This is a genomic window from Streptomyces sp. NPDC052043 (assembly GCF_044548235.1).
Lineage (GTDB): Bacteria > Actinomycetota > Actinomycetes > Streptomycetales > Streptomycetaceae > Streptomyces.
Window position 1 is genome coordinate 18,175 of the sequence record NZ_JBIUBT010000017.1, and the last position, 17,332, is coordinate 35,506.

Below are 17,332 nucleotides of genomic sequence, written 5' to 3' on the forward strand. Positions count from 1 at the left end.
GGTGGGGGGGGGGGGGGGGGCGGCCCCGGGGGCGGGGGGCCCCCCCGGGGGCCGGCGGGCGGGGGGGGGGGGGGGGGGCGGGGCGGGGGGGGGCGGGCCCCGCCCCGCCGCAGGATCGCCGCGCTGTGGGTGCTTCAGCGCAGCCAGGTGTGGTCGCGGACGACCGGCAGCCGCGCCCAGAGACGGCCCAGGCCCCAGGTGGCGCCCGCGCCCGCTGCCGCCACGGCGACCAGGGCCACGGCGTAGATCACGTGGTAGTCGGCGAACGGATTCGTCGACATGCTCGGGGATCCGTTCGACAGGTGCTTGGCCGGTGGCCACTCGGCGATCCACATCAGCGCCATCATCGCCGTGCCCGCCACGGCGGCCGGCCGCAGCGCCACACCGGTCATGACGGCGACGCCGATGGCGAGCATGCCCAGCATGAACAGCCAGTCCACCCACGCCTGGCCGGCCCACGAGTGGAACGTCGACTGCATGGGCCCGGCGGCGACCGAGCCGAGGAAGCCCTTCGTCGGCGATCCGCCGTCGATCCATCCCTTGCCGGAAGCGGTCGCGTAACCGAAGCCGAAGACCTTGTCCAGGAACGCCCACAGGAAGACGAAACCGGTCAGGACGCGCAGGGACGCGAGGGCGTACGCCTGTGGGGCGGTGTGCGTGTCGATGCCGGCCGACGCCGCGGAGGCGGTCCGGTTCCGGCGGAAGACCGGTGGATGGAAGCCGGGGCTCCGATGAGGGTGCTCGTCCACGGCCATGGCAGTGATCCCTTCGCGAGTGTCCGGTCCTTGTCCTTGCACTCCTCACTCTCGTCGCGGGCACCGCGCACCGCCGGATGCCGAGAGGCCACCACCGTTGGGCTGAACGTCCCTTTCTACTGGGCCCAGTTGGCAGGTTGCGACGCGTGCGCGGTCGCCCGTCCGGCGTCGGTCAAGAGCGGCCGCCCCGACCACGCCGCTGCGGCACTGCGCACAGGCGTCACTTCTGTTGAATTTTGCACCATCACGGCAAATGATTTAGCGTTCAACTATGCGCGCCGGCGCACATCCCGTCCCCCGTCGGGATGACACCGCCCGATCGAAAGCCAGTCAGCACCATGGGCTTCTTCCGTCGCACCATCGACAGCACCACTGAATTGGAGACCACCTCCGTGACTTCCCCCGTCAAGCTCGCGGTCATCTACTACTCCTCGACCGGCTTCAGTGCCGAGATCGCCAAGGAGATCAGCAGCGCCGCGGAGAAGGCCGGCGCAGAGGTGCGCCTGCTCAAGGCGGCGGAGCTGGCCCCCGAGGCCGCCATCGCCTCCAACGAGGCCTGGGCGGCACACGCCGCGGCCAGCGCCGGCATCCCGGTGGCCACCCCCGCCGACGTCGAGTGGGCCGACGCCGTGATCTTCGGCTCCCCGACCCGCTTCGGCAACATCGCCTCGCAGCTCAAGCAGTTCATCGACACCCTCGGCGGCCTGTGGGCGCAGGGCAAGCTCGCCAACAAGGTCTACAGCGGCTTCGCCACCAGCGCCACCGCTCACGGAGGCCAGGAGTCCACGATCCTCGCGCTCTACAACTCCATCCACCACTTCGGCGGCATCATCGTCTCCCCCGGCTACACCGACCCGGTGAAGTTCGTCGACGGCAACCCGTACGGCACCTCCCATGTCGACGCCCAGGGCAACAACCCCGTCGGTGACGACACCCGCAACGCCGCCCGCCACCAGGCCGAGCGGGTCGTCCAGCTCGCCGCGGCCCTCAAGGCCGGGCTCGCAGCCTGACCCCCACGCCACCACCGCACGGGCCACGGGAACACCCTTCCCGTGGCCCGTGCGTCCGCCGGAGATGCCAAGTCCTGGCCGGGCCTACGGCCCCGGCTGTCGCCCCCTTCGTGGGACCGGACGCCCGTGTGGTCGACACGCTCAATCGACGCATCGTTCCAGGGCTCAACGACTCCCATCTGCAGGTGATCCGCGGCGGTCTCAACTACCTCCTGGAGCTGCGCTGGGACGGTGTGCCGGGAAGTGCGCCCGGGCGTCGTCCGCGAACAGGTCCAGGATGCTACCTCCGTTGGAGGTCACGCCACCATGGTCGAAGGCCTCGAGGTACTCCGGAGCCACCGCGGTCGAGCCCGACGGCGGTCACTGATGATCTGACCCGGTTCGGCCGCTCATCGGTCGGGGACGCTCACCCGCGGCCGCTCGTGTGTACCCCTGTGGACAAGTACTTGACGAACTCATTGCAGAAAGCCCTCAACTTGTTCGGTCCGCGCGCCTCTGGCTACAGTCGGCCGCCATGACTGCAGACCTCACACTGATCCGGGGCAGCTTCGCTGCTGTCCAGCCCCATGGCACCCAGGTGACCGCGTACTTCTACGACCACCTGTTCGCCCACCATCCCGAGGTGCGCCCCCTGTTCGCGGCTCATCTCGACGAGCAGCGCGACCGCCTGTGGGCGGCGCTGGGTGCGCTGGTCGCCAACCTGGAGAACACCGACACGCTCATAGGCATGCTGGAGAACCTGGGGCGCCGCCACGGGGGATACGGCGTGCTGCCCGAGCACTACCCGGCCGTGGGAGCCAGCCTGATCGCCACCTTGCGCCACTACGCGGGCGATGCGTGGACACCGGCCGTCGAGGAGTCCTGGACGGCGATCTACGGGGTGATCAGCAACACCATGCTCGAGGCCGGCGCGGCCGCCTCGAGCTGAACCGCCGCCGGCAGCGGCTCCTCGCAACGAGCCGTCGGCCGGCCCCCATTGCCCGGAAGTCAAACCCTGATGTCAGCCACCGGAGGGCGGACGTGAGCGATGCGCAGGCGCTGAGAGATTCCTTCGCCCTGGTCGGCAAGTCGGGAGACGAAGTACCCCGGTACTTCTACTCCTACCTCTTCATCATCGCGCCGGAGGTCCGGCCGATGTTCCCCGTGGCCATGGGGGCGCAGCGCGATCGCCTCGTCGCCGCCCTCGGCCGGATCGTCGCGGAGGCCGACGATCCCGACCGGCTCGTCCCGTACCTGCGGCAACTGGGCCGGGACCACCGCAAGTTCCAGGTGGTGGCGCAGCACTACGAGGCGGTGGGGCAGGCGCTGCTGGCCACGCTGGCGTACTTCCTGGGCGAGGCGTGGACCCCGCAGTTGCAGCACGGCTGGACCGAGGCCTACGCCCTGGTGGCGCGCACCATGGTGCAGGCCGCCGAGGCCGACGGCGCGGTGAATCCGGCGTGGTGGAACGCCGAATTGGTGCGGCACGAACAGCGCGGCTTCGACCTCGCGGTCCTCACCCTGCGTCTGGACCACCCGATGGCGTACCGGGCCGGACAGTCGGTGATGGTGGAGGTTCCGTCGCTGCCGAGCACCTGGCGTTCGTTCACTCCGGCCAACCCGCCGCGTGCCGACGGGACCGTGGAGTTGCACGTGCGGGCCATCGACGGCGGCCTGGTCAGCCCGGCCCTGGTGTACGGGCTGCGGCAGGGCGACGTGCTGCGCCTCGGCGCCCCGGTCGGCGACCGGCTCACGCTCCAGCCGTCCGGCGGCCGGGACCTGGTGCTGATCGGCGGCGGCACCGGTCTGGCCCCGCTGCGCGGCCTGGTCGAGGAGATCGCCCAGCACGGTCCGCCGCGCCGGGTGAACCTGTTCGTCGGGGCACGCGACCCCCACGGCCTCTACGACATGCCCGCGTTGAGGCACCTGGCGCAGGCCCACCCGTGGCTTCGCGTCACGCCGCTGGTCGGCGCGGACGCCGGCACCGTCGACAACCGCAGCCTCGCCGGCCCGGTGCTGCGCGCCGCCGCGTGGAGTGGATGCTCCTTCTACGTCTGCGGCTCGCCGGCCATGGTCTCGGCGACAGTGCGCGATCTGGCGGACGCGGGCATTCCGCACGACCTGCTGCACTTTGAAGAAGCTCGGTGATCGGAGAAACGTGAACGAGACAGGAGCACCGCACCCGGAGGAGCACCTGGTGACGCCGGAGACGTTGCGGTCGATGACCTTCCCCCGGGCTCCTCTGACCCGTCGCGGCTACAGCGAGGAGGCGGTGCACGACGCCCTGCGCCGCGTCGCGTCGACTCTGATAGCGCTGACGGAGGAGAACGACCGGCTGCGCACGGACATGCAGCGCCACCGGGACTGGATCCGGGCCAACAACATCGGCGACGGCAGCGCGCCCACCGGGGTGCCGACCGTGGACGCCGTCCTTCAGCAGGCCCGCGCCCAGCAGGCGGCCGAGCAGACCGTCTTCGCGGCCCGCGAGCAGGCGCGCACCATGGTGCGGGCCGCCAGATCACAGGCCGAGGCGATCCTCCAGCGGATGTGGGAGCAGGAGACGCAGGCGACCGGCGGGGACCAGGAGGAGACCGAGCGGCTGATCGCCTATCTGCGGCAGATCGCGCAGTCGCTGAGCGTCACCGCGGACCAGTACGCCAACAAGCATCCCCAGTCCCCCTCCCCCGGGGCCCCGGCCGCCACTTCGCACGGCGCCTGACCGGTACAGCGGGGTCGTGGGAACCGCGTCACGCACGGCCCCCGCCGGCTTGTGCGGACCAGGCGCGCGGTGACCGTCCTGGGGCGCTGCTACGCGTGCGGGCCGGGGTGGGCGCGGTGCCGAACTCAGCGGCCCGCGGCCGCCGCACCGGCCCGACGCTCCGTCAGCTGCCGCAGGATCACCCAGCGCGTCATGGCGTATCCGAACAGGCCGGTGTACACGGCCATGAACGCCACGAATCCCGCCAGCGGAAGACCGGACCACCCCAGCGCACCGAGCAGCGACAGCACCCCGACGGCCACGACGGCCACTCCCACCCCTGTCAGCAGGCCGAAGGCCCACCATCGCGCGGGCAGCCGGGACAGCACACGTCCCGCTCCGGGCGGTTCATCGGTCGCGCCGAGCCGCCCGGCGTCGAGGTCGCGCCGCACTCCTTTGGAGACGCACCGCGACACCAGAAACGGCAGCACGATCGAGGTCACGAAGACGTCGATGGCCATGCTGCCGTTCCCGGTGAGCGGCACGAAGCCCGTCGGGCGATGACTCAGCCAGGTGACCAGCGAGTTGACCACGACGTTGATGATCGCGGCGATCGTCCCCTGCGTGCGGATGTACGAGGTCGTCGACATGCGGACGCTCCGTTGCCCGCCGGGGCGCGGTCCCGGCCGCGGCTCGACCACGACTACGGCTTGACCACGATGCGGAGCGGGTTGCCTTCCTTGGTGCGCAGCCGCTCCACGCCCCGCACCACCTCTTCCAGGGGCAGCACGTCGGAGACCGAGCGGGACAGGTCGAGGCGGCCGGAGGCCAACAGGCGCATGAGCTGGGTGAGGTGACGCCGGGTGTAGCCGTCGTGGCCGAGGACGGAGTGGTTGAAGTAGCCGAAGAGGAGCGTGTTCTCGGTGAGACGGATCGGATCGGGCGACATTCCGATCATGACAGCCCGTCCGTACCGGCCGAGACAGGAGACCGCCTGGTCGAGGGCGCTGTTGACGCCGGAGAGTTCGGCCGCCAGGTCGAGCCCCTCACCACCGGTGAGCCGTCCCACCTCGACGCGGACGTCGGCCTTCTCCGGGTTCACCGCGTGGTCGGCTCCGGCCTCCAGGGCCCGCCCGAGGGCGGCGTCCAGGGTGTCGACGGCGACGATCAGGCTCGCTCCGGCCAGACGGGCGATCTGCACGGCGTGCACGCCGAGGCCGCCGACGCCCCACACGCCGACGGTCTCGCCGGGGCGCAGCCCACCGCGCTCGACGAGACCCGAGAACGGGGTGGCCACCGCGTCGGCGCAGATCGCCGCCTGCTCGATCGGCACGCCGTCGGGCACCTCCACCAGCGTCTGGAACGGCGTGACGACGTACTCCGCCCAGGCCCCGTCCCAGTTCTGCCCCATCGTCTGGGGGGCGAGGCAGCCCTGGGCGTCCCCGCAGTGAGCGCAGGCGCCGCAGGCCCTCCCCGGGGCGATGACCACCCGCCGGCCCGACTGCCAGTACGGCACGTCGGAGCCCACCTCGGCAATGGTGCCCGCCGGCTCGTGGCCAGGGGTGACCTCCTCCAGCGGGCAGTCGATGCTGCCGTCGATCATGTGCACGTCCGACAGGCAGATCCCGCAGGCTTCGACGCGGACCAGCACTTCTCCCGGCCCCGGCCGCGGCACCGGCACGTCCTCCACGCCGAGTCGGCGGCCGGCCCGGGAGAAGCGCGCCGCACGCATGGTCGCCGTCGTCATCAGGCTCACCTCCACGACTCCTCGAAGCCCACGGAGCGGACCGACCGCCCGGGCACACACTTCGGGACGAACGCCCGATACATAACCTTTCGCACCCCCTGTAACGGCCACCGAAACGGGTCCCCTGATCGGAGGAGCCGCCGTTGTTACGGAAGCCGTTGGACCATACGCGGGAGTCGACACGGAGAGGCCGTCGGAAGCGCTGTGCGTCGTCAGCCGCCTTCCTCCTGATCGCGGGGCGTTTCGGAGCGGGAACCGGGCTGGCGGTTCCCGCTCTTCCCGGATCGATGGCCCATACAAGGGAGCGTTACGGATATATCCGCGTTTCGTAACACGAATCCCTTTGGTCATCTGCTGTCGTCGTCAAGGGCCACAGTGTGGCGCCTCGGCATCAAGCCGGGAATCGGATCGCACGCCCCGCCCCGCCAGGGCGGGGGTGCACGACCGTGAGGGGATTCATGTCTGTTTCTCGTACGGCGCTCCGTCTGATCGCCACCTGTGTGGCATCGGGCGCCCTCGTCGGCGCGGCCGCCCTGCCGGCTCTGGCGGTCGGGGGTCATGACCGCGACCACGGAAGGGACTTCTCGCACAGCAGGTACGACCACCGCTACGACCACCGCTACGACGGTCGCTACGACGGTCGCTACGACGGTCGTTACGACGGTCGTTACTACGGTAACCATCACCGGCACCACGGCTGGCACCACGGCTGGTACAGCAACCGGCACCACGGCTGGTACAACCCCGGCCACCACTTCCTGGGCCTCCGCTAGGCCGCCCCGGTAGTCGTGCTGTGACGCGGAGGACGATCGCCACCCTCTGACTCCGCCGTCGCAGCCGGTATGGCCGCTGCACCGAAGGGCCGAGGACCGCGCCGCGGTCCTCGGCCCTTCGGCCGTTCGGCCATCAGCCGCCGGCGCACGTCCGGTTCCGTGACCGCCGTCGGCCACGCCACGCCCGCCGTCCTCGCTCACGCGCGGTGCCCCGCTGAAATCGCCTGGTCGCCGCTGGTGATCGGCGTGTGAGGTGGGCCACCTCACCATTGCTGAGAGGGGAAGTTTCGGCTTAACGTCCCCGCAATCCGTTGGAACGGACGGGCGTCATCGGCCGGTTTCCGTTCGGCGGTGGCCTTCGGGCGCGGGCTCGGAACGGAGCCTTCTCCGTGCGGCGCGGCGTGTTCCGCCGCGTGCTTCCGGCGGCGCGCGCCCCTGGCGGCGTGAGGAGTCGTCCCATGATTGTTTCCGGCTGGAATCCTTCCGGGTACCGCGGCTCGGGTGTGACGCCTCCTGACCGGGTCGAGCCGCCGGGTTCCCGAGGAGGCCTGCCCCCGGTCCGCGCGCTGACCGGAGCCGTGTTCGGCGCCGCCGTGGAGGTGGCCGCGATCGTCGCGGCGCTGGCCCTGTACCCGTCCGGCTTGGGCGAGGGCGGGCAACGCCACGGAGCCGGACCCCGTCCGGCGGCGCCGCCGGACGGCACCGTGGCCCTTCCGGGCGTCTCCGCCGACAGCCCGGTCCTGCTGGTCCACGGGCTGTTCAGCAACCGGGCGATCTTCCACGTCATGAGACGCGGCCTGCGGCAGGCGGGTTTTCGCCGGGTCGCCGTGCTGAACTACAACTGGCTGCGCGACGACGTCCGCGGCGCCGCAAGGTCGCTGGCGGACGAGGTGGAGCGGGTCTGCGAGAGCAGCGGGCACGAGCGCGTCCACGTGATCGGCCACAGCCTCGGCGGTGTGGTCGCCCGCTACTACGTGCAGCGCATGGGCGGCGACGCCCGTGTGCACACGCTGGTGACCCTGGGCGCCCCGCACCACGGCACGCTGGCGGCGTCGGTGCCGCTGCCGCTCCAGGCGATCCGGCAGCTCCGCCCGGGCAGCGACGTGCTCGCGGAACTCGCCGGGCCCGCTCCCGGCTGCAAGACCCGCTTCGTGGCGTTCCACAGCGACCTCGACGAGCTGATCGTGCCCACCGCCAACGCCCGGCTGGTCCACCCCGACCTGCGGATACGCAACGTCCCCGTGCGCGCCGTCGGCCATGTCTCGCTGCCCCTGCACGGCAGGGTCGTCGGCGAGGTCTGCCGCGTGCTCCACGACGCGCGCGTCGCCGAGCCCCGGGCCGCGGCCTGAGCCACGACACCCCGGGGAGGCGGCCGAGTCCCCTGCGCGCCGCGACCCCGGGCAGCCGCGCGGCCGAGTCCATCGGGTCCAGTGCCCATTCCGTCGCCTCTCTGGGGTTCCCGCCCGCCCGCACATGGGTGTCGGACCCGATGGCGGCAGCCCCCGGCGACGGGTGAGGGTGGAGGCAAACCCTCTTTCGACGGTCGTACCGGCGTACGGCCCGCCGTTGGCGCCTGCCCGGGTGCGGGTGCGGGCCGCGGCGGACCCGAGTGGGGGGACAGGCCTCGAGTCCGTCGCGTCACGAGAGGAGCCCGGCACCGATGGCGGCAGTGCCACGGTGGCCTGCCCGGCCGCACCGCGCGGGCCCGGGACCACATCGGCCGTACCGCGAGGCCCTGGTGCCCGCCCGCCACCGCGTGCCGAGAGGAGCGCGTCATGCCCGGAACCGATGACAAGGTGCTCGGCGAGATCGCGGCTCGTGTGTACCGGGACGATCCCCGGTTCGCCCGCGCCCTCCGGGCCGGCCGCCCCTGCCCGCCACGCGAGTTCCGGCGCACCCGGGCCTGGTTGCTGTTGGCCCTCGCCCTGGTGGTGCTGGGCACCGGTGTCGCTCTGGCCCACGGGCTGCTCATCGTCACCGGCATGGTCCTGGCCGGTATGGCCGGGGAACTGTGCGACCCCCGGCGCACCGCGCGCAGACGGCGGGTTCCCCCGCCCCGTTCCTGACCTCGGCGCCCCGCTGGGCGGGCGCACCGCGGTGGACGGCCGCGGTGGCGGGCCGACCCCCTCGGGACCGGCCGGCCATTCCACGCACGGCCGGCCGGTCCTCACTCACGATCGGCCGACCGTGTCCTGGTCGGCCATCGTCTCCTGCGGCCCGGAGCTCGGCGTCCAGCCCTCGGCCGGTACGCCACCGGCCGGGGCGGCCTTGCCGAACAGGCCCGTCAGGCGCCGGGCCACCGGTTCCGTGTAGCGGGCGGACAGCGGGCCCAGGATGACGAGGATCAGCACGTAGGCCGTGGCCAGCGGGCCCAGGTCGGGTTCGATCCCGGCGGTGACGGCGAGCCCGGCGATCACGATGGAGAACTCGCCCCGGGCGACCAGCGTGCCACCCGCACGCCAGCGTCCCTTGACGGAGACACCGGCCTTCTTGGCGGCCCAGTACCCGGTGGCGATCTTGGTCAGCGCGGTGACGGCGGCCAGGGCGAGCGCGGGCAGCAGCACCGGCGGAATGCTCTGCGGGTCGGTGTGCAGTCCGAAGAACACGAAGAACACCGCGGCGAACAGGTCACGCAGCGGGGCCAGGAGGTTGTGCGCGCCCTCCGCCACCTCACCGGACAGGGCGATGCCGACCAGGAACGCGCCAACGGCCGCCGAGACCTGCAGTTGCTGGGCGATCCCCGCGACCAGCAGGGTCAGGCCCAGCACGACCAGCAGGAGCTTCTCGGGGTCGTCGCTGGAGACGAAGCGCGATATGTGCCGGCCGAACCGCACCGCCACGAGCAGCACCACAGCGGCGACTCCGAGGGCGATGGCCAGCGTGACGCTGCCCGACGCGAACCCGGCGCCCGCCAGCAGGGCGGTGATGATCGGCAGGTACACGGCCATGGACAGGTCCTCGAGGACCAGGATGCTGAGGATCACCGGAGTTTCCCGGTTGCCCAGCCGTCCCAGATCGCCCAGGACCTTGGCGATCACACCGGACGAGGAGACCCAGGTCACCCCCGCCAGGACGACCGCCGCCACCGGCCCCCAGCCCAGCAGCAGCGCCATCGCGGCGCCGGGCAGGGCGTTGAGCGTCGCGTCGACCAGCCCGGCCGGGTACTGGGTCTTGAGGTTGGAGACCAGGTCGCTGGCGGTGTACTCCAGCCCCAGCATGAGCAGCAGCAGGATGACGCCGATCTCGGCGCCGATGGCGACGAACTCCTCGCTGGTGTCCAGCGGGAGCAGTCCGCCCTGGCCGAAGGCGAGTCCGGCCAGCAGATACAGGGGGATGGGCGAGAACTGGAAGCGCCCGGCGAACCGGCCCAGCAGCCCCAGGCCAAGGATGATCGCGCCGAACTCGATCAGGAAGACCGCAGACGAATGCACGCGATCACTCCCGACCGAGTATCGCCGCGGCGGCATCGGCGCCCTCGCGCGTGCCGATCACGATCAGGGTGTCCCCGCCGGCCAGCCGGAGATCGGGCCCCGGGGACGGGATCGCCTCGGCCCGCCGCAGCACCGCCACGATCGACACACCGGTCTCGGTGCGCATCCGGGTCTCACCCAGCAGCCGCCCGTTCCAGTACGAGGTCGCCGACAGTTCGACGCGCTCCGCCACCAGTCCCAACTCGGTCGTCGACAGCAGGTTGGGGCTGTGGTGCGACGGCATGAGCGCGTCGATGACGGCCGCCGACTCCCCGGCGGTCATCCGCACGGACAGCGCGCAGGCGTCCGGGTCGTCCTCGCGGTAGGCGCTCAGGGTCCGCGATCCGTCCCGGTGCGCGACCACGGACAGCCGGCGCTGCTCTCGCGTGGTGAGGTCGTAGCGGACCCCGATTCCCGGCAACGGCGTACCACTCATGCGCGCAGCGCCCACAGCTGTTCTCCATGTCGTCCGACTTGATGGATTCTTTACGAATCCTTAACGGCACCCTATCGAGCCGGACCGGGCGGAGGGAGTGCGGACAGTGTCGGCTCCGTCTCATTCCGGAGAACCGGGGAGGAATCGCGGCGGGAGCGAGGTCCGGTCATTCGGGCCAGTCGGAGTTCTTGACCACCTCGACGAAGTCGATGCGCCGGAAGCCGGGGACGTAGTGGGCCAGGACGTCGGCCTTGATGTTCCCGAAGGTCGTGTCGGGGCGGTCCTCGATGCCCTCGGTGAACGCGGCGAGGATCCGGTTCTTGAAGTCCGGGCGTGGGTGCGCCGCGACGACCGCCGCGCGCTCCTCGTCGGAGACCGCGTGATAGCCGATTCCCAGGACGTCCAGTTCGACGCCGCGGGTCACCAGGGCGACCTCGGGGGCCATGTGCAGCGGGATCTCCGGGGTGGTGTGCAGGGCGATGCTCGTCCAGACACGGTCGGCCGGCTCGCCGGTGACGCCGTGGGCGTGCAGAAAGCGGCGGGCCTCGTCGGCACCGTCGATCTCGAAGCGCTGGTCGGTACGACGCACCCGCTTCGTGAGCCCGAGGTCGTGGAACATCGCCCCCACGTAGAGCAGTTCGGGGTCGAAGGCGAGCCGCTGCTCCCGGCCGCGCAGCGACCCCCACAGGAAGACCCGCCGGGAGTGGTCGTAGAGCAGCGGCGGGGCGACGTCGCGGACCAGTTCGGTCGCCTCCCGTACCAGGGTGGTGTCAGGGATCTCCACTCCTGCGATCACGTCGTTCATCGTTCGTCCGCCTTCCTCGTCTGTTCGGTGATCTGTCTTCGGCTGTCTTCAGGGTTCACCCGACGACGTAGGCTGAGCCATGTCATCACTGCCAGGAAAACCACGGATTCGGACATGACGCATCGGGTCGGCTTCGTCGTCTTCGAGGGGGTGACCATGCTCGATGTCAGCGGTCCGTCGGAGGTGCTCCATCAGGCGGGTCGGCTCGCTCCCGGCTATGAGCTGGTTCTGGTCTCCCCGCGCGGCGGGACGGTCACCACCTCCGCCGGGCCGGCGCTGAGCGGCACGGTCCGGGCGGCCGACGCGGGCCCGGTCGACACGGTCGTGGTCGCGGGAGGCGATCGGCTGGCCCAGGAGCCGGTCGAGGAGGAGCTGCTGGCCGCGGTCCGCGCCCTCACCGCGGGGGCGCCCCGGGTCGCCTCGGTGTGCACCGGCGCCTTCGTCCTGGCCGAACTGGGCCTGCTGGACGGCCGCCGGGCCACCACGCACTGGCGGCACGCGGCCGTGCTGGCCCGCCGCTACCCCCGTGTGCGCGTCGAGCCGGACGCCATGCACATCCGCGACGGGCGGTACGTCACCTCGGCGGGCATCAGCGCGGGCATCGACCTGACGCTGGCCCTGGTGGAGGACGACCACGGCGCCGACGTGGCGAGGAACGTCGCGCGCGAGCTGGTGGTCTTCATGCAGCGTCCGGGCGGGCAGTCGCAGTTCTCCACGGCCATCGCGACCCCGCCTGCGCGCGGTGACCTGCTCCGTCCGCTGATCGCGTCCGTGCTCGCAGATCCGGCCGCCGACCACAGCCTGCCCGCCATGGCCGCGTCCGCCGCCGTCAGCCCTCGGCACCTGGCCCGGCTGTTCCGCGCCGAACTGGGCACCACGCCCGCACGCTGGGTCGAACGGGTCCGCCTCGACCGCGCCCAGCAGCTGCTGCTCGAGGGGCACAGTGTCACCTCGGCGGCGCGGCGCAGCGGGCTCGGCTCCGACGAGACCCTCCGCCGTGCCTTCGCCCGCCATCTGGGCACCACGCCGACGCACTACCGCAGGCGCTTCGCCACCACCCGCGCCCGCGAAGAGCAGCCGTAGTCCTCGCCGAGCCTCGCCGGGCCTCGTCAGGCCTCCTCAGGCGAGGACGCGGGCGAGGAAGTCGCGGATGTGGTCGGTGATGGTGCCGAGGTGGCTTTCCAGGGCGAAGTGTCCTGATTCGATCAGATGGATCTCGGCGTCGGGCAGGTCCTGGGCGAACGCCGTGGCGCCGTCGGGGCCGAAGATCTCGTCGTTGGCTCCCCAGACCGCCAGCAGCGGGACCCGGGAGTCGCGGAAGTACCGCTGGACCTCAGGGTAGAGGTCCACGTTGGACGGGTAGTCGCGGAAGAGCCTGAGCTGGATCTCGTCGTTGCCGGGCCGGTCCAGCAGGGCTTGGTCGTGGACCCAGTTGTCGGGGCTGACCAGGCTGGGGTCGGCGACCCCGTTGAGGTACTGCCAGCGTGTGATCTCGGGGGTCAGTGCGGCCCGCAGGGGCGCTTCGGTGTCGGGCCCTGGCGCCTTGGCGTAGGCGAAGACGCCGTCCCAGAAGGGCTTGACGAAGCCCTCCTCGTAGGCGTTGCCGTTCTGGGTGATGATCGCGGTGACACGGTCCGGGGCCTGGAGGGCCAGACGCCATCCGATGGGAGCGCCGTAGTCCTGCACGTACATCGCGAACCGGTCGACGCCCAGCTGCCGGAGCAGCCCGGAGGTGATCTCGGTGAGGGCGTCGAAGGTGTACGGGAAGTCCCGCGGGGAGGGCATCGCCGACTGGCCGAACCCGATGTGGTCGGGGGCGATCACGCGGTACCGGTCCGCGAGCGCCGGGATCAGGTGGCGGAACATGTGCGAGCTGGTCGGGAAGCCGTGCAGGAGTACGACCGCAGGTGCCTGGGAATCGCCTGCCTCCCGGTAGAAGACCTCGAGGCCGTCGACGGTGGCCGTGCGGTGGTGGACTGCGTGGATCATGCCTCTGACCCATCTCTCGAGCTTCGGTACAGGTGCGGGGCGCTCTCGGGGCGTGGTGCGCGGCACCCGGCCCGACACGTGTCTGGCCCCACTCCTGAAGGGTGTCACCTCCCGCCCGCACGTGTCGCCCGCAGAGGTGTCGTGGCACGAGGCGAACTAGGATCGGTCCCAGCGCACAGATCACAGCGTCCTGAGGAGCTGCCCCGGCCGGCCACCCCGTAGGAGGTCCGCGATGGCGACGCTGCTGTCCGTCAACGTGGGGATGCCCACGGACGTCCCATGGCAGGGAAGGACCGTCCACACCGGAGCCTGGAAGACGCCCGTCCAGGGCCCCCGCATGGTCCGGCGGCTCAACGTCGACGGAGACGGTCAAGGGGATCTGGCCGGGCACGGCGGCGAGATCCGCGCGGTCCTCGTCTACCAGTCGCAGTCCTACCAGTACTGGCGCAGGCAACTCGGGCGCGGCGACCTGGCCTTCGGGATGTTCGGGGAGAACTTCACCGTCGACGGACTGCCCGACGACGAGGTGTGCATCGGCGACCGGTACCGCATCGGCGAAGCCGAGTTCGAGGTCACCCAACCCCGCGTCACCTGCTACCGCGTCGGTATGCGCCTCGGCGAACCCACCATGGCGTCCCTGCTGGTCGCCCACCACCGCCCCGGCTTCTACCTGCGCGTACTCACCGAGGGGCGCGTCCAGGCCGGCGACGGGATCACCCTCACCCGCAGGGGTCCTGAGGAACTCAGCGTCGCCGACGCCGACGCGCTGCTCTACCTTCCCGACCGCGATCCCGCGAAGCTGCGCAAAGCGCTGAACATCCCCGCCCTCAGCCCCGGATGGCAGCAGTCCTTCCGCGAACTCGCCGCCGCCCGGCAGCCGCGGCAGGAACCCGGCTGGCCGGGTGAACGGGCGAGCGCCCGGCAGTCCGGGCACGAGCCGGGGTGGCCGGGCTTCAGGACCATGCGCGTCGCCCGCATCGTCCCCGAGACCCCCGACGTCTCGTCGGTCTACCTCGACAGCGCCGACGGCACGCCCCTGCCCGAGGCCCGCCCCGGCCAGTACCTCTCCCTCCGGCTCGCCGTCGACGACACCGTCCCCACGGTGCGCAGTTACTCCCTGTCCGCCGTACCCACCGCCCACACCTACCGCATCAGCGTCAAGCGCGAGTCCCACGGGAAGGTCAGCGGCTACATCCACGCCGCGCTCCATCCCGGGGACCTCGTGGACATCGCAAGCCCGCGAGGCACGTTCGTACTCGAAGCGGGCACCCGCCCGGTCGCCCTCGTCTCCGCGGGGATCGGCGCCACGCCCGTGCTCGCCATGCTCCACCGGCTCGCCGCCGCACGAGACCCGCGCCCCGTCTGGTGGATCCACACCGCACACGACCGCGCCCACCATGCCTTCGCGGACGAGGCCCACGCCCTCCTGACACAACTCCCCGACGCCCACGAGCACATCTACTACACCTCCGAAGCCCCGCCCCCGGGCGCGCGCCACATCAGCCGGGGCCGTCCGACCGCCCCGGCGCTCACCGCCCTGGGCATCCCCACCGACGCCGACGCCTACCTCTGCGGACCGACCGCCTTCATGAACGACGTCGGCGCATACCTGCGCGCTCACGGTCTGCGGGCCGAGCGGATCCACACGGAACAGTTCAGTGCCCTTCCCGCCGTCAACCCCGGCGTCACGCCCACCGCCGCCGTCCGGCCGCACCAGCCGCCCGGTCCCAAGGGCGACGGTCCCCTCGTCACCTTCGCCCGCAGCGGCATCAGCACCCCATGGTCACCGGCCCACGCCTCACTGCTCGACCTCGCCGAGGCCTGTGACATCCCCACCCGCTGGTCCTGCCGCACCGGGGTCTGCCACACCTGCGTCACCCACCTCGTGGCGGGCGACATCGCCTACACCACCCCGCCTCTCGAACTCCCCGAAGCCGGAACCGTCCTGGTCTGCTGCAGCGAACCGACCGCCGAAGTCGTCCTCGACCTCTAGGGCCTCTCGTTCGGATCATGCCGGGCTCGCGGGCTGATCCCAACGAAGAACCCTGGCCACACCTGGAGGAACCGTGGCCTATGATGCTCGGGTGATGAACCTCTCCTCGTACGGATTGGGGGAATCGTCCGCGCAAGGTGAGTGCTGATGGCACATCACCCCGCGAACGACATTCCGACCCGCCTGTTGATGTGGCAGCGCGTGCGTGAGTACGCCGTGCCACCGTCCATGATCGAGACCGCGACCGCTCGACGTACGGTCGGTGACTGGGCGGGGGCCTGCGCCGCCGCCCGAGTCGACGTCGATCTCGATCTGCGCGCCGTGCGCGACCGCCACGGCACCGATCTCGTCACCCGTCTCCGCGCGGATCTGCGTCGGCTGGCGCCTGACCTGCTGCGCTGGCACATGCCCCGGATCGCCCCCGGCGGGCGCCTGCGGCCCGGTGTCACCGTCTCCCTGGCCCATTACCGGAGTTCGGGCCCCGCGCCGCTGCGACTGGTGGTGCGGACACCACCGGCCCGGGCAGACGCCGGACAGTGGATGTCCCTGGCCCTGTGGGAAGGGCCCAAAAACGAAGCCTCCGGGCAGCACCTTGCGCACCCGCACCCGCATCCCGACCGGCGTTTCCGGCTCGACCTGCACCGGCATCTCTGGGACTCCGGGCGGAGCGGGGAACTGGCACGGCGGTGCGGTGCGGACGGCACATCCTCCACGGCGCCGCCCGACCTGCCCACCCCCCACGATTCCCCGTGGGCGGCGGCTGGTTGGGCTGCCGAGGCGGAGTTGCTGTTGCGGGCCGAAGGGCGCCCTCGTGGGGCCTTCACCGTGCGGCTCGGTGCGCGGAACCGGGCCGTGCTCGAACTCGTCGCCCCCGACGACAGCCATGCCCCGACGTTCCGACCGCTGCGGGAGGTGCTGCCGCCGCAGGAGGTCGCGGCGCTTCCGATGCTGCCGGAGGCGGCGGCCCGGGTCCTTCCGGATCTCGAGTTGCTGCGCGCCGGGCTGGTCTCGGCCGAAGGGCTGCACCCGCTGGTCGCCGCGGCACTCGCGGCGTCCGGTTCGGCACCCGTGGCCGGCCCCGTCCACGAGCCCGGCGATCCGCACCGGGTGGAATGCCGCGGCGAGGTCCACCGGATCGCGCTGCGGGACGGGGTGCTGACGGCGGTCGATCACGACCCGGCCCAACTGCGCCGTGAGGAGCTACTGGTGGCGCTCGGCGGGCCGGCGCTGCCGTGCCTGCGGGCAATCGACGCGGTGCACCGCAGCCCGGAGGCACTGCCGGCGGTCCGGGAACGGCTCGGCCACGGTGACGTCGCCGGAGCACTGGCCGTGGTCGAGGGACTGCTCGGTCCCGCCGCGGTCCTGCGCGACGGGCCACTCCGGGCGGAACTGGAGTCGGCCGCGGCCCGCCGCGTTGACCACGGGCTCTTCCGCTCGGGGCTCCTCGCCCCGCACCCCGGTGCCGGCGCATGGGGGGACGGGAACGGCTCGGCCGCGGCACACGCGGAGGCAGGCCATCGTCCCCGGCTCGACCATCACTCACCTCCCGCCATGTGCCGCAAGCGGAGCAGCCGGGCCCGGCCCCGCACCGGCCTGACCCGCTGACGGGCCGCACCGGCCCACATGTACCGGCAAAGTCCCCTCCCGCACTGCGCGTTGCTCGCGCACGCCCCACGA

At 71.8% G+C, this 17,332-nt stretch carries 17 protein-coding genes and 1 pseudogene; 11 read left to right on the plus strand and 7 right to left on the minus strand.

Annotated features, from left to right (window positions below; all coding sequences use genetic code 11):
• Positions 1–134: 134 nt before the first annotated feature.
• Positions 135–755 carry a hypothetical protein gene (locus ACIHCX_RS32645; protein ID WP_400035969.1) on the minus strand — a complete coding sequence of 207 codons (621 nt, stop codon included), beginning with the start codon at positions 753–755 and terminating at the stop codon, positions 135–137.
• Between the two features lie 392 nt (positions 756–1,147).
• On the opposite strand from ACIHCX_RS32645, the gene wrbA reads away from it, so the two are divergent.
• The 5 genes and pseudogenes from wrbA (at position 1,148) to ACIHCX_RS32670 (ending at position 4,463) form a co-directional block, all read left to right on the plus strand.
• Entirely contained in the window at positions 1,148–1,765 is a 618-nt protein-coding gene (gene wrbA / locus ACIHCX_RS32650) for an NAD(P)H:quinone oxidoreductase (protein WP_400036259.1), read from the plus strand.
• A 98-nt stretch (positions 1,766–1,863) separates the two neighbouring features.
• Positions 1,864–2,001: pseudogene (locus ACIHCX_RS32655) on the plus strand (amidohydrolase); the annotation flags it as partial.
• Between the two features lie 278 nt (positions 2,002–2,279).
• Complete coding sequence (locus ACIHCX_RS32660; protein WP_400035971.1) at positions 2,280–2,693, plus strand: globin family protein; 414 nt, start codon at positions 2,280–2,282, stop codon at positions 2,691–2,693.
• 92 nt (positions 2,694–2,785) lie between these two features.
• Positions 2,786–3,892: a globin domain-containing protein gene (locus tag ACIHCX_RS32665; RefSeq protein ID WP_400035973.1), complete on the plus strand. Its 1,107-nt coding sequence runs from the start codon at positions 2,786–2,788 to the stop codon at positions 3,890–3,892.
• 10 nt (positions 3,893–3,902) lie between these two features.
• Positions 3,903–4,463, plus strand: coding sequence for a DivIVA domain-containing protein (locus tag ACIHCX_RS32670; protein ID WP_400035975.1), 561 nt, complete (start codon positions 3,903–3,905; stop codon positions 4,461–4,463).
• A 125-nt stretch (positions 4,464–4,588) separates the two neighbouring features.
• Here ACIHCX_RS32670 and ACIHCX_RS32675 read toward each other — a convergent pair whose 3' ends face one another.
• Positions 4,589–5,092, minus strand: coding sequence for a hypothetical protein (locus ACIHCX_RS32675; RefSeq protein WP_400035977.1), 504 nt, complete (start codon positions 5,090–5,092; stop codon positions 4,589–4,591).
• Between the two features lie 53 nt (positions 5,093–5,145).
• Positions 5,146–6,189 (minus strand): zinc-binding dehydrogenase, encoded by a 1,044-nt coding sequence (locus tag ACIHCX_RS32680; protein WP_400035979.1) that lies wholly within the window; start codon positions 6,187–6,189, stop codon positions 5,146–5,148.
• Positions 6,190–6,647: 458 nt separating this feature from the next.
• On the opposite strand from ACIHCX_RS32680, the gene ACIHCX_RS32685 reads away from it, so the two are divergent.
• The 3 genes from ACIHCX_RS32685 (at position 6,648) to ACIHCX_RS32695 (ending at position 9,028) form a co-directional block, all read left to right on the plus strand.
• The gene (locus ACIHCX_RS32685) at positions 6,648–6,962 is read left to right on the plus strand and encodes a hypothetical protein (protein ID WP_400035981.1); all 315 of its coding nucleotides are present in this window, start codon (positions 6,648–6,650) and stop codon (positions 6,960–6,962) included.
• 458 nt (positions 6,963–7,420) lie between these two features.
• Complete coding sequence (locus ACIHCX_RS32690) at positions 7,421–8,311, plus strand: esterase/lipase family protein (protein ID WP_400035983.1); 891 nt, start codon at positions 7,421–7,423, stop codon at positions 8,309–8,311.
• A gap of 426 nt (positions 8,312–8,737) precedes the next feature.
• Entirely contained in the window at positions 8,738–9,028 is a 291-nt protein-coding gene (locus tag ACIHCX_RS32695) for a DUF3040 domain-containing protein (protein WP_400035985.1), read from the plus strand.
• Positions 9,029–9,133: 105 nt separating this feature from the next.
• On the opposite strand, the gene ACIHCX_RS32700 is transcribed toward ACIHCX_RS32695, so the two are convergent.
• From ACIHCX_RS32700 to ACIHCX_RS32710, 3 genes are all read right to left on the minus strand, one after another.
• The gene (locus ACIHCX_RS32700) at positions 9,134–10,393 is read right to left on the minus strand and encodes a cation:proton antiporter (RefSeq protein WP_400035988.1); all 1,260 of its coding nucleotides are present in this window, start codon (positions 10,391–10,393) and stop codon (positions 9,134–9,136) included.
• 4 nt (positions 10,394–10,397) lie between these two features.
• Positions 10,398–10,868, minus strand: a complete 471-nt coding sequence (locus ACIHCX_RS32705; RefSeq protein WP_400035990.1) for a cation:proton antiporter regulatory subunit — start codon at positions 10,866–10,868, stop codon at positions 10,398–10,400.
• A 166-nt stretch (positions 10,869–11,034) separates the two neighbouring features.
• Positions 11,035–11,673 carry an HD domain-containing protein gene (locus tag ACIHCX_RS32710; protein WP_400035992.1) on the minus strand — a complete coding sequence of 213 codons (639 nt, stop codon included), beginning with the start codon at positions 11,671–11,673 and terminating at the stop codon, positions 11,035–11,037.
• 114 nt (positions 11,674–11,787) lie between these two features.
• On the opposite strand from ACIHCX_RS32710, the gene ACIHCX_RS32715 reads away from it, so the two are divergent.
• The gene (locus tag ACIHCX_RS32715) at positions 11,788–12,756 is read left to right on the plus strand and encodes a GlxA family transcriptional regulator (RefSeq protein ID WP_400035994.1); all 969 of its coding nucleotides are present in this window, start codon (positions 11,788–11,790) and stop codon (positions 12,754–12,756) included.
• Between the two features lie 36 nt (positions 12,757–12,792).
• Here ACIHCX_RS32715 and ACIHCX_RS32720 read toward each other — a convergent pair whose 3' ends face one another.
• The gene (locus ACIHCX_RS32720; RefSeq protein WP_400035996.1) at positions 12,793–13,662 is read right to left on the minus strand and encodes an alpha/beta fold hydrolase; all 870 of its coding nucleotides are present in this window, start codon (positions 13,660–13,662) and stop codon (positions 12,793–12,795) included.
• Positions 13,663–13,894: 232 nt separating this feature from the next.
• Here ACIHCX_RS32720 and ACIHCX_RS32725 point away from each other — a divergent pair, with 232 nt between their 5' ends.
• Together ACIHCX_RS32725 and ACIHCX_RS32730 are read left to right on the plus strand one after the other, a co-directional pair.
• Entirely contained in the window at positions 13,895–15,655 is a 1,761-nt protein-coding gene (locus ACIHCX_RS32725; protein ID WP_400035998.1) for an MOSC domain-containing protein, read from the plus strand.
• Positions 15,656–15,802: 147 nt separating this feature from the next.
• Positions 15,803–17,260: a hypothetical protein gene (locus tag ACIHCX_RS32730; protein WP_400036000.1), complete on the plus strand. Its 1,458-nt coding sequence runs from the start codon at positions 15,803–15,805 to the stop codon at positions 17,258–17,260.
• Positions 17,261–17,332: the final 72 nt, after the last annotated feature.

Excerpts from the sequence above, each read along its gene's own strand:
- ACIHCX_RS32730 (WP_400036000.1), top strand. The coding sequence starts at position 15,803 with ATGGCACATCACCCCGCGAACGACATTCCGACCCGCCTGTTGATGTGG.
- ACIHCX_RS32715 (WP_400035994.1), top strand. The coding sequence starts at position 11,788 with ATGACGCATCGGGTCGGCTTCGTCGTCTTCGAGGGGGTGACCATGCTC.
- ACIHCX_RS32725 (WP_400035998.1), top strand. The coding sequence starts at position 13,895 with ATGGCGACGCTGCTGTCCGTCAACGTGGGGATGCCCACGGACGTCCCA.
- ACIHCX_RS32710 (WP_400035992.1), bottom strand. The coding sequence starts at position 11,673 with ATGAACGACGTGATCGCAGGAGTGGAGATCCCTGACACCACCCTGGTA.
- ACIHCX_RS32685 (WP_400035981.1), top strand. The coding sequence starts at position 6,648 with ATGTCTGTTTCTCGTACGGCGCTCCGTCTGATCGCCACCTGTGTGGCA.
- ACIHCX_RS32690 (WP_400035983.1), top strand. The coding sequence starts at position 7,421 with ATGATTGTTTCCGGCTGGAATCCTTCCGGGTACCGCGGCTCGGGTGTG.
- ACIHCX_RS32680 (WP_400035979.1), bottom strand. The coding sequence starts at position 6,189 with ATGACGACGGCGACCATGCGTGCGGCGCGCTTCTCCCGGGCCGGCCGC.
- ACIHCX_RS32675 (WP_400035977.1), bottom strand. The coding sequence starts at position 5,092 with ATGTCGACGACCTCGTACATCCGCACGCAGGGGACGATCGCCGCGATC.
- ACIHCX_RS32660 (WP_400035971.1), top strand. The coding sequence starts at position 2,280 with ATGACTGCAGACCTCACACTGATCCGGGGCAGCTTCGCTGCTGTCCAG.
- ACIHCX_RS32695 (WP_400035985.1), top strand. The coding sequence starts at position 8,738 with ATGCCCGGAACCGATGACAAGGTGCTCGGCGAGATCGCGGCTCGTGTG.
- ACIHCX_RS32645 (WP_400035969.1), bottom strand. The coding sequence starts at position 755 with ATGGCCGTGGACGAGCACCCTCATCGGAGCCCCGGCTTCCATCCACCG.
- ACIHCX_RS32705 (WP_400035990.1), bottom strand. The coding sequence starts at position 10,868 with ATGAGTGGTACGCCGTTGCCGGGAATCGGGGTCCGCTACGACCTCACC.
- ACIHCX_RS32720 (WP_400035996.1), bottom strand. The coding sequence starts at position 13,662 with ATGATCCACGCAGTCCACCACCGCACGGCCACCGTCGACGGCCTCGAG.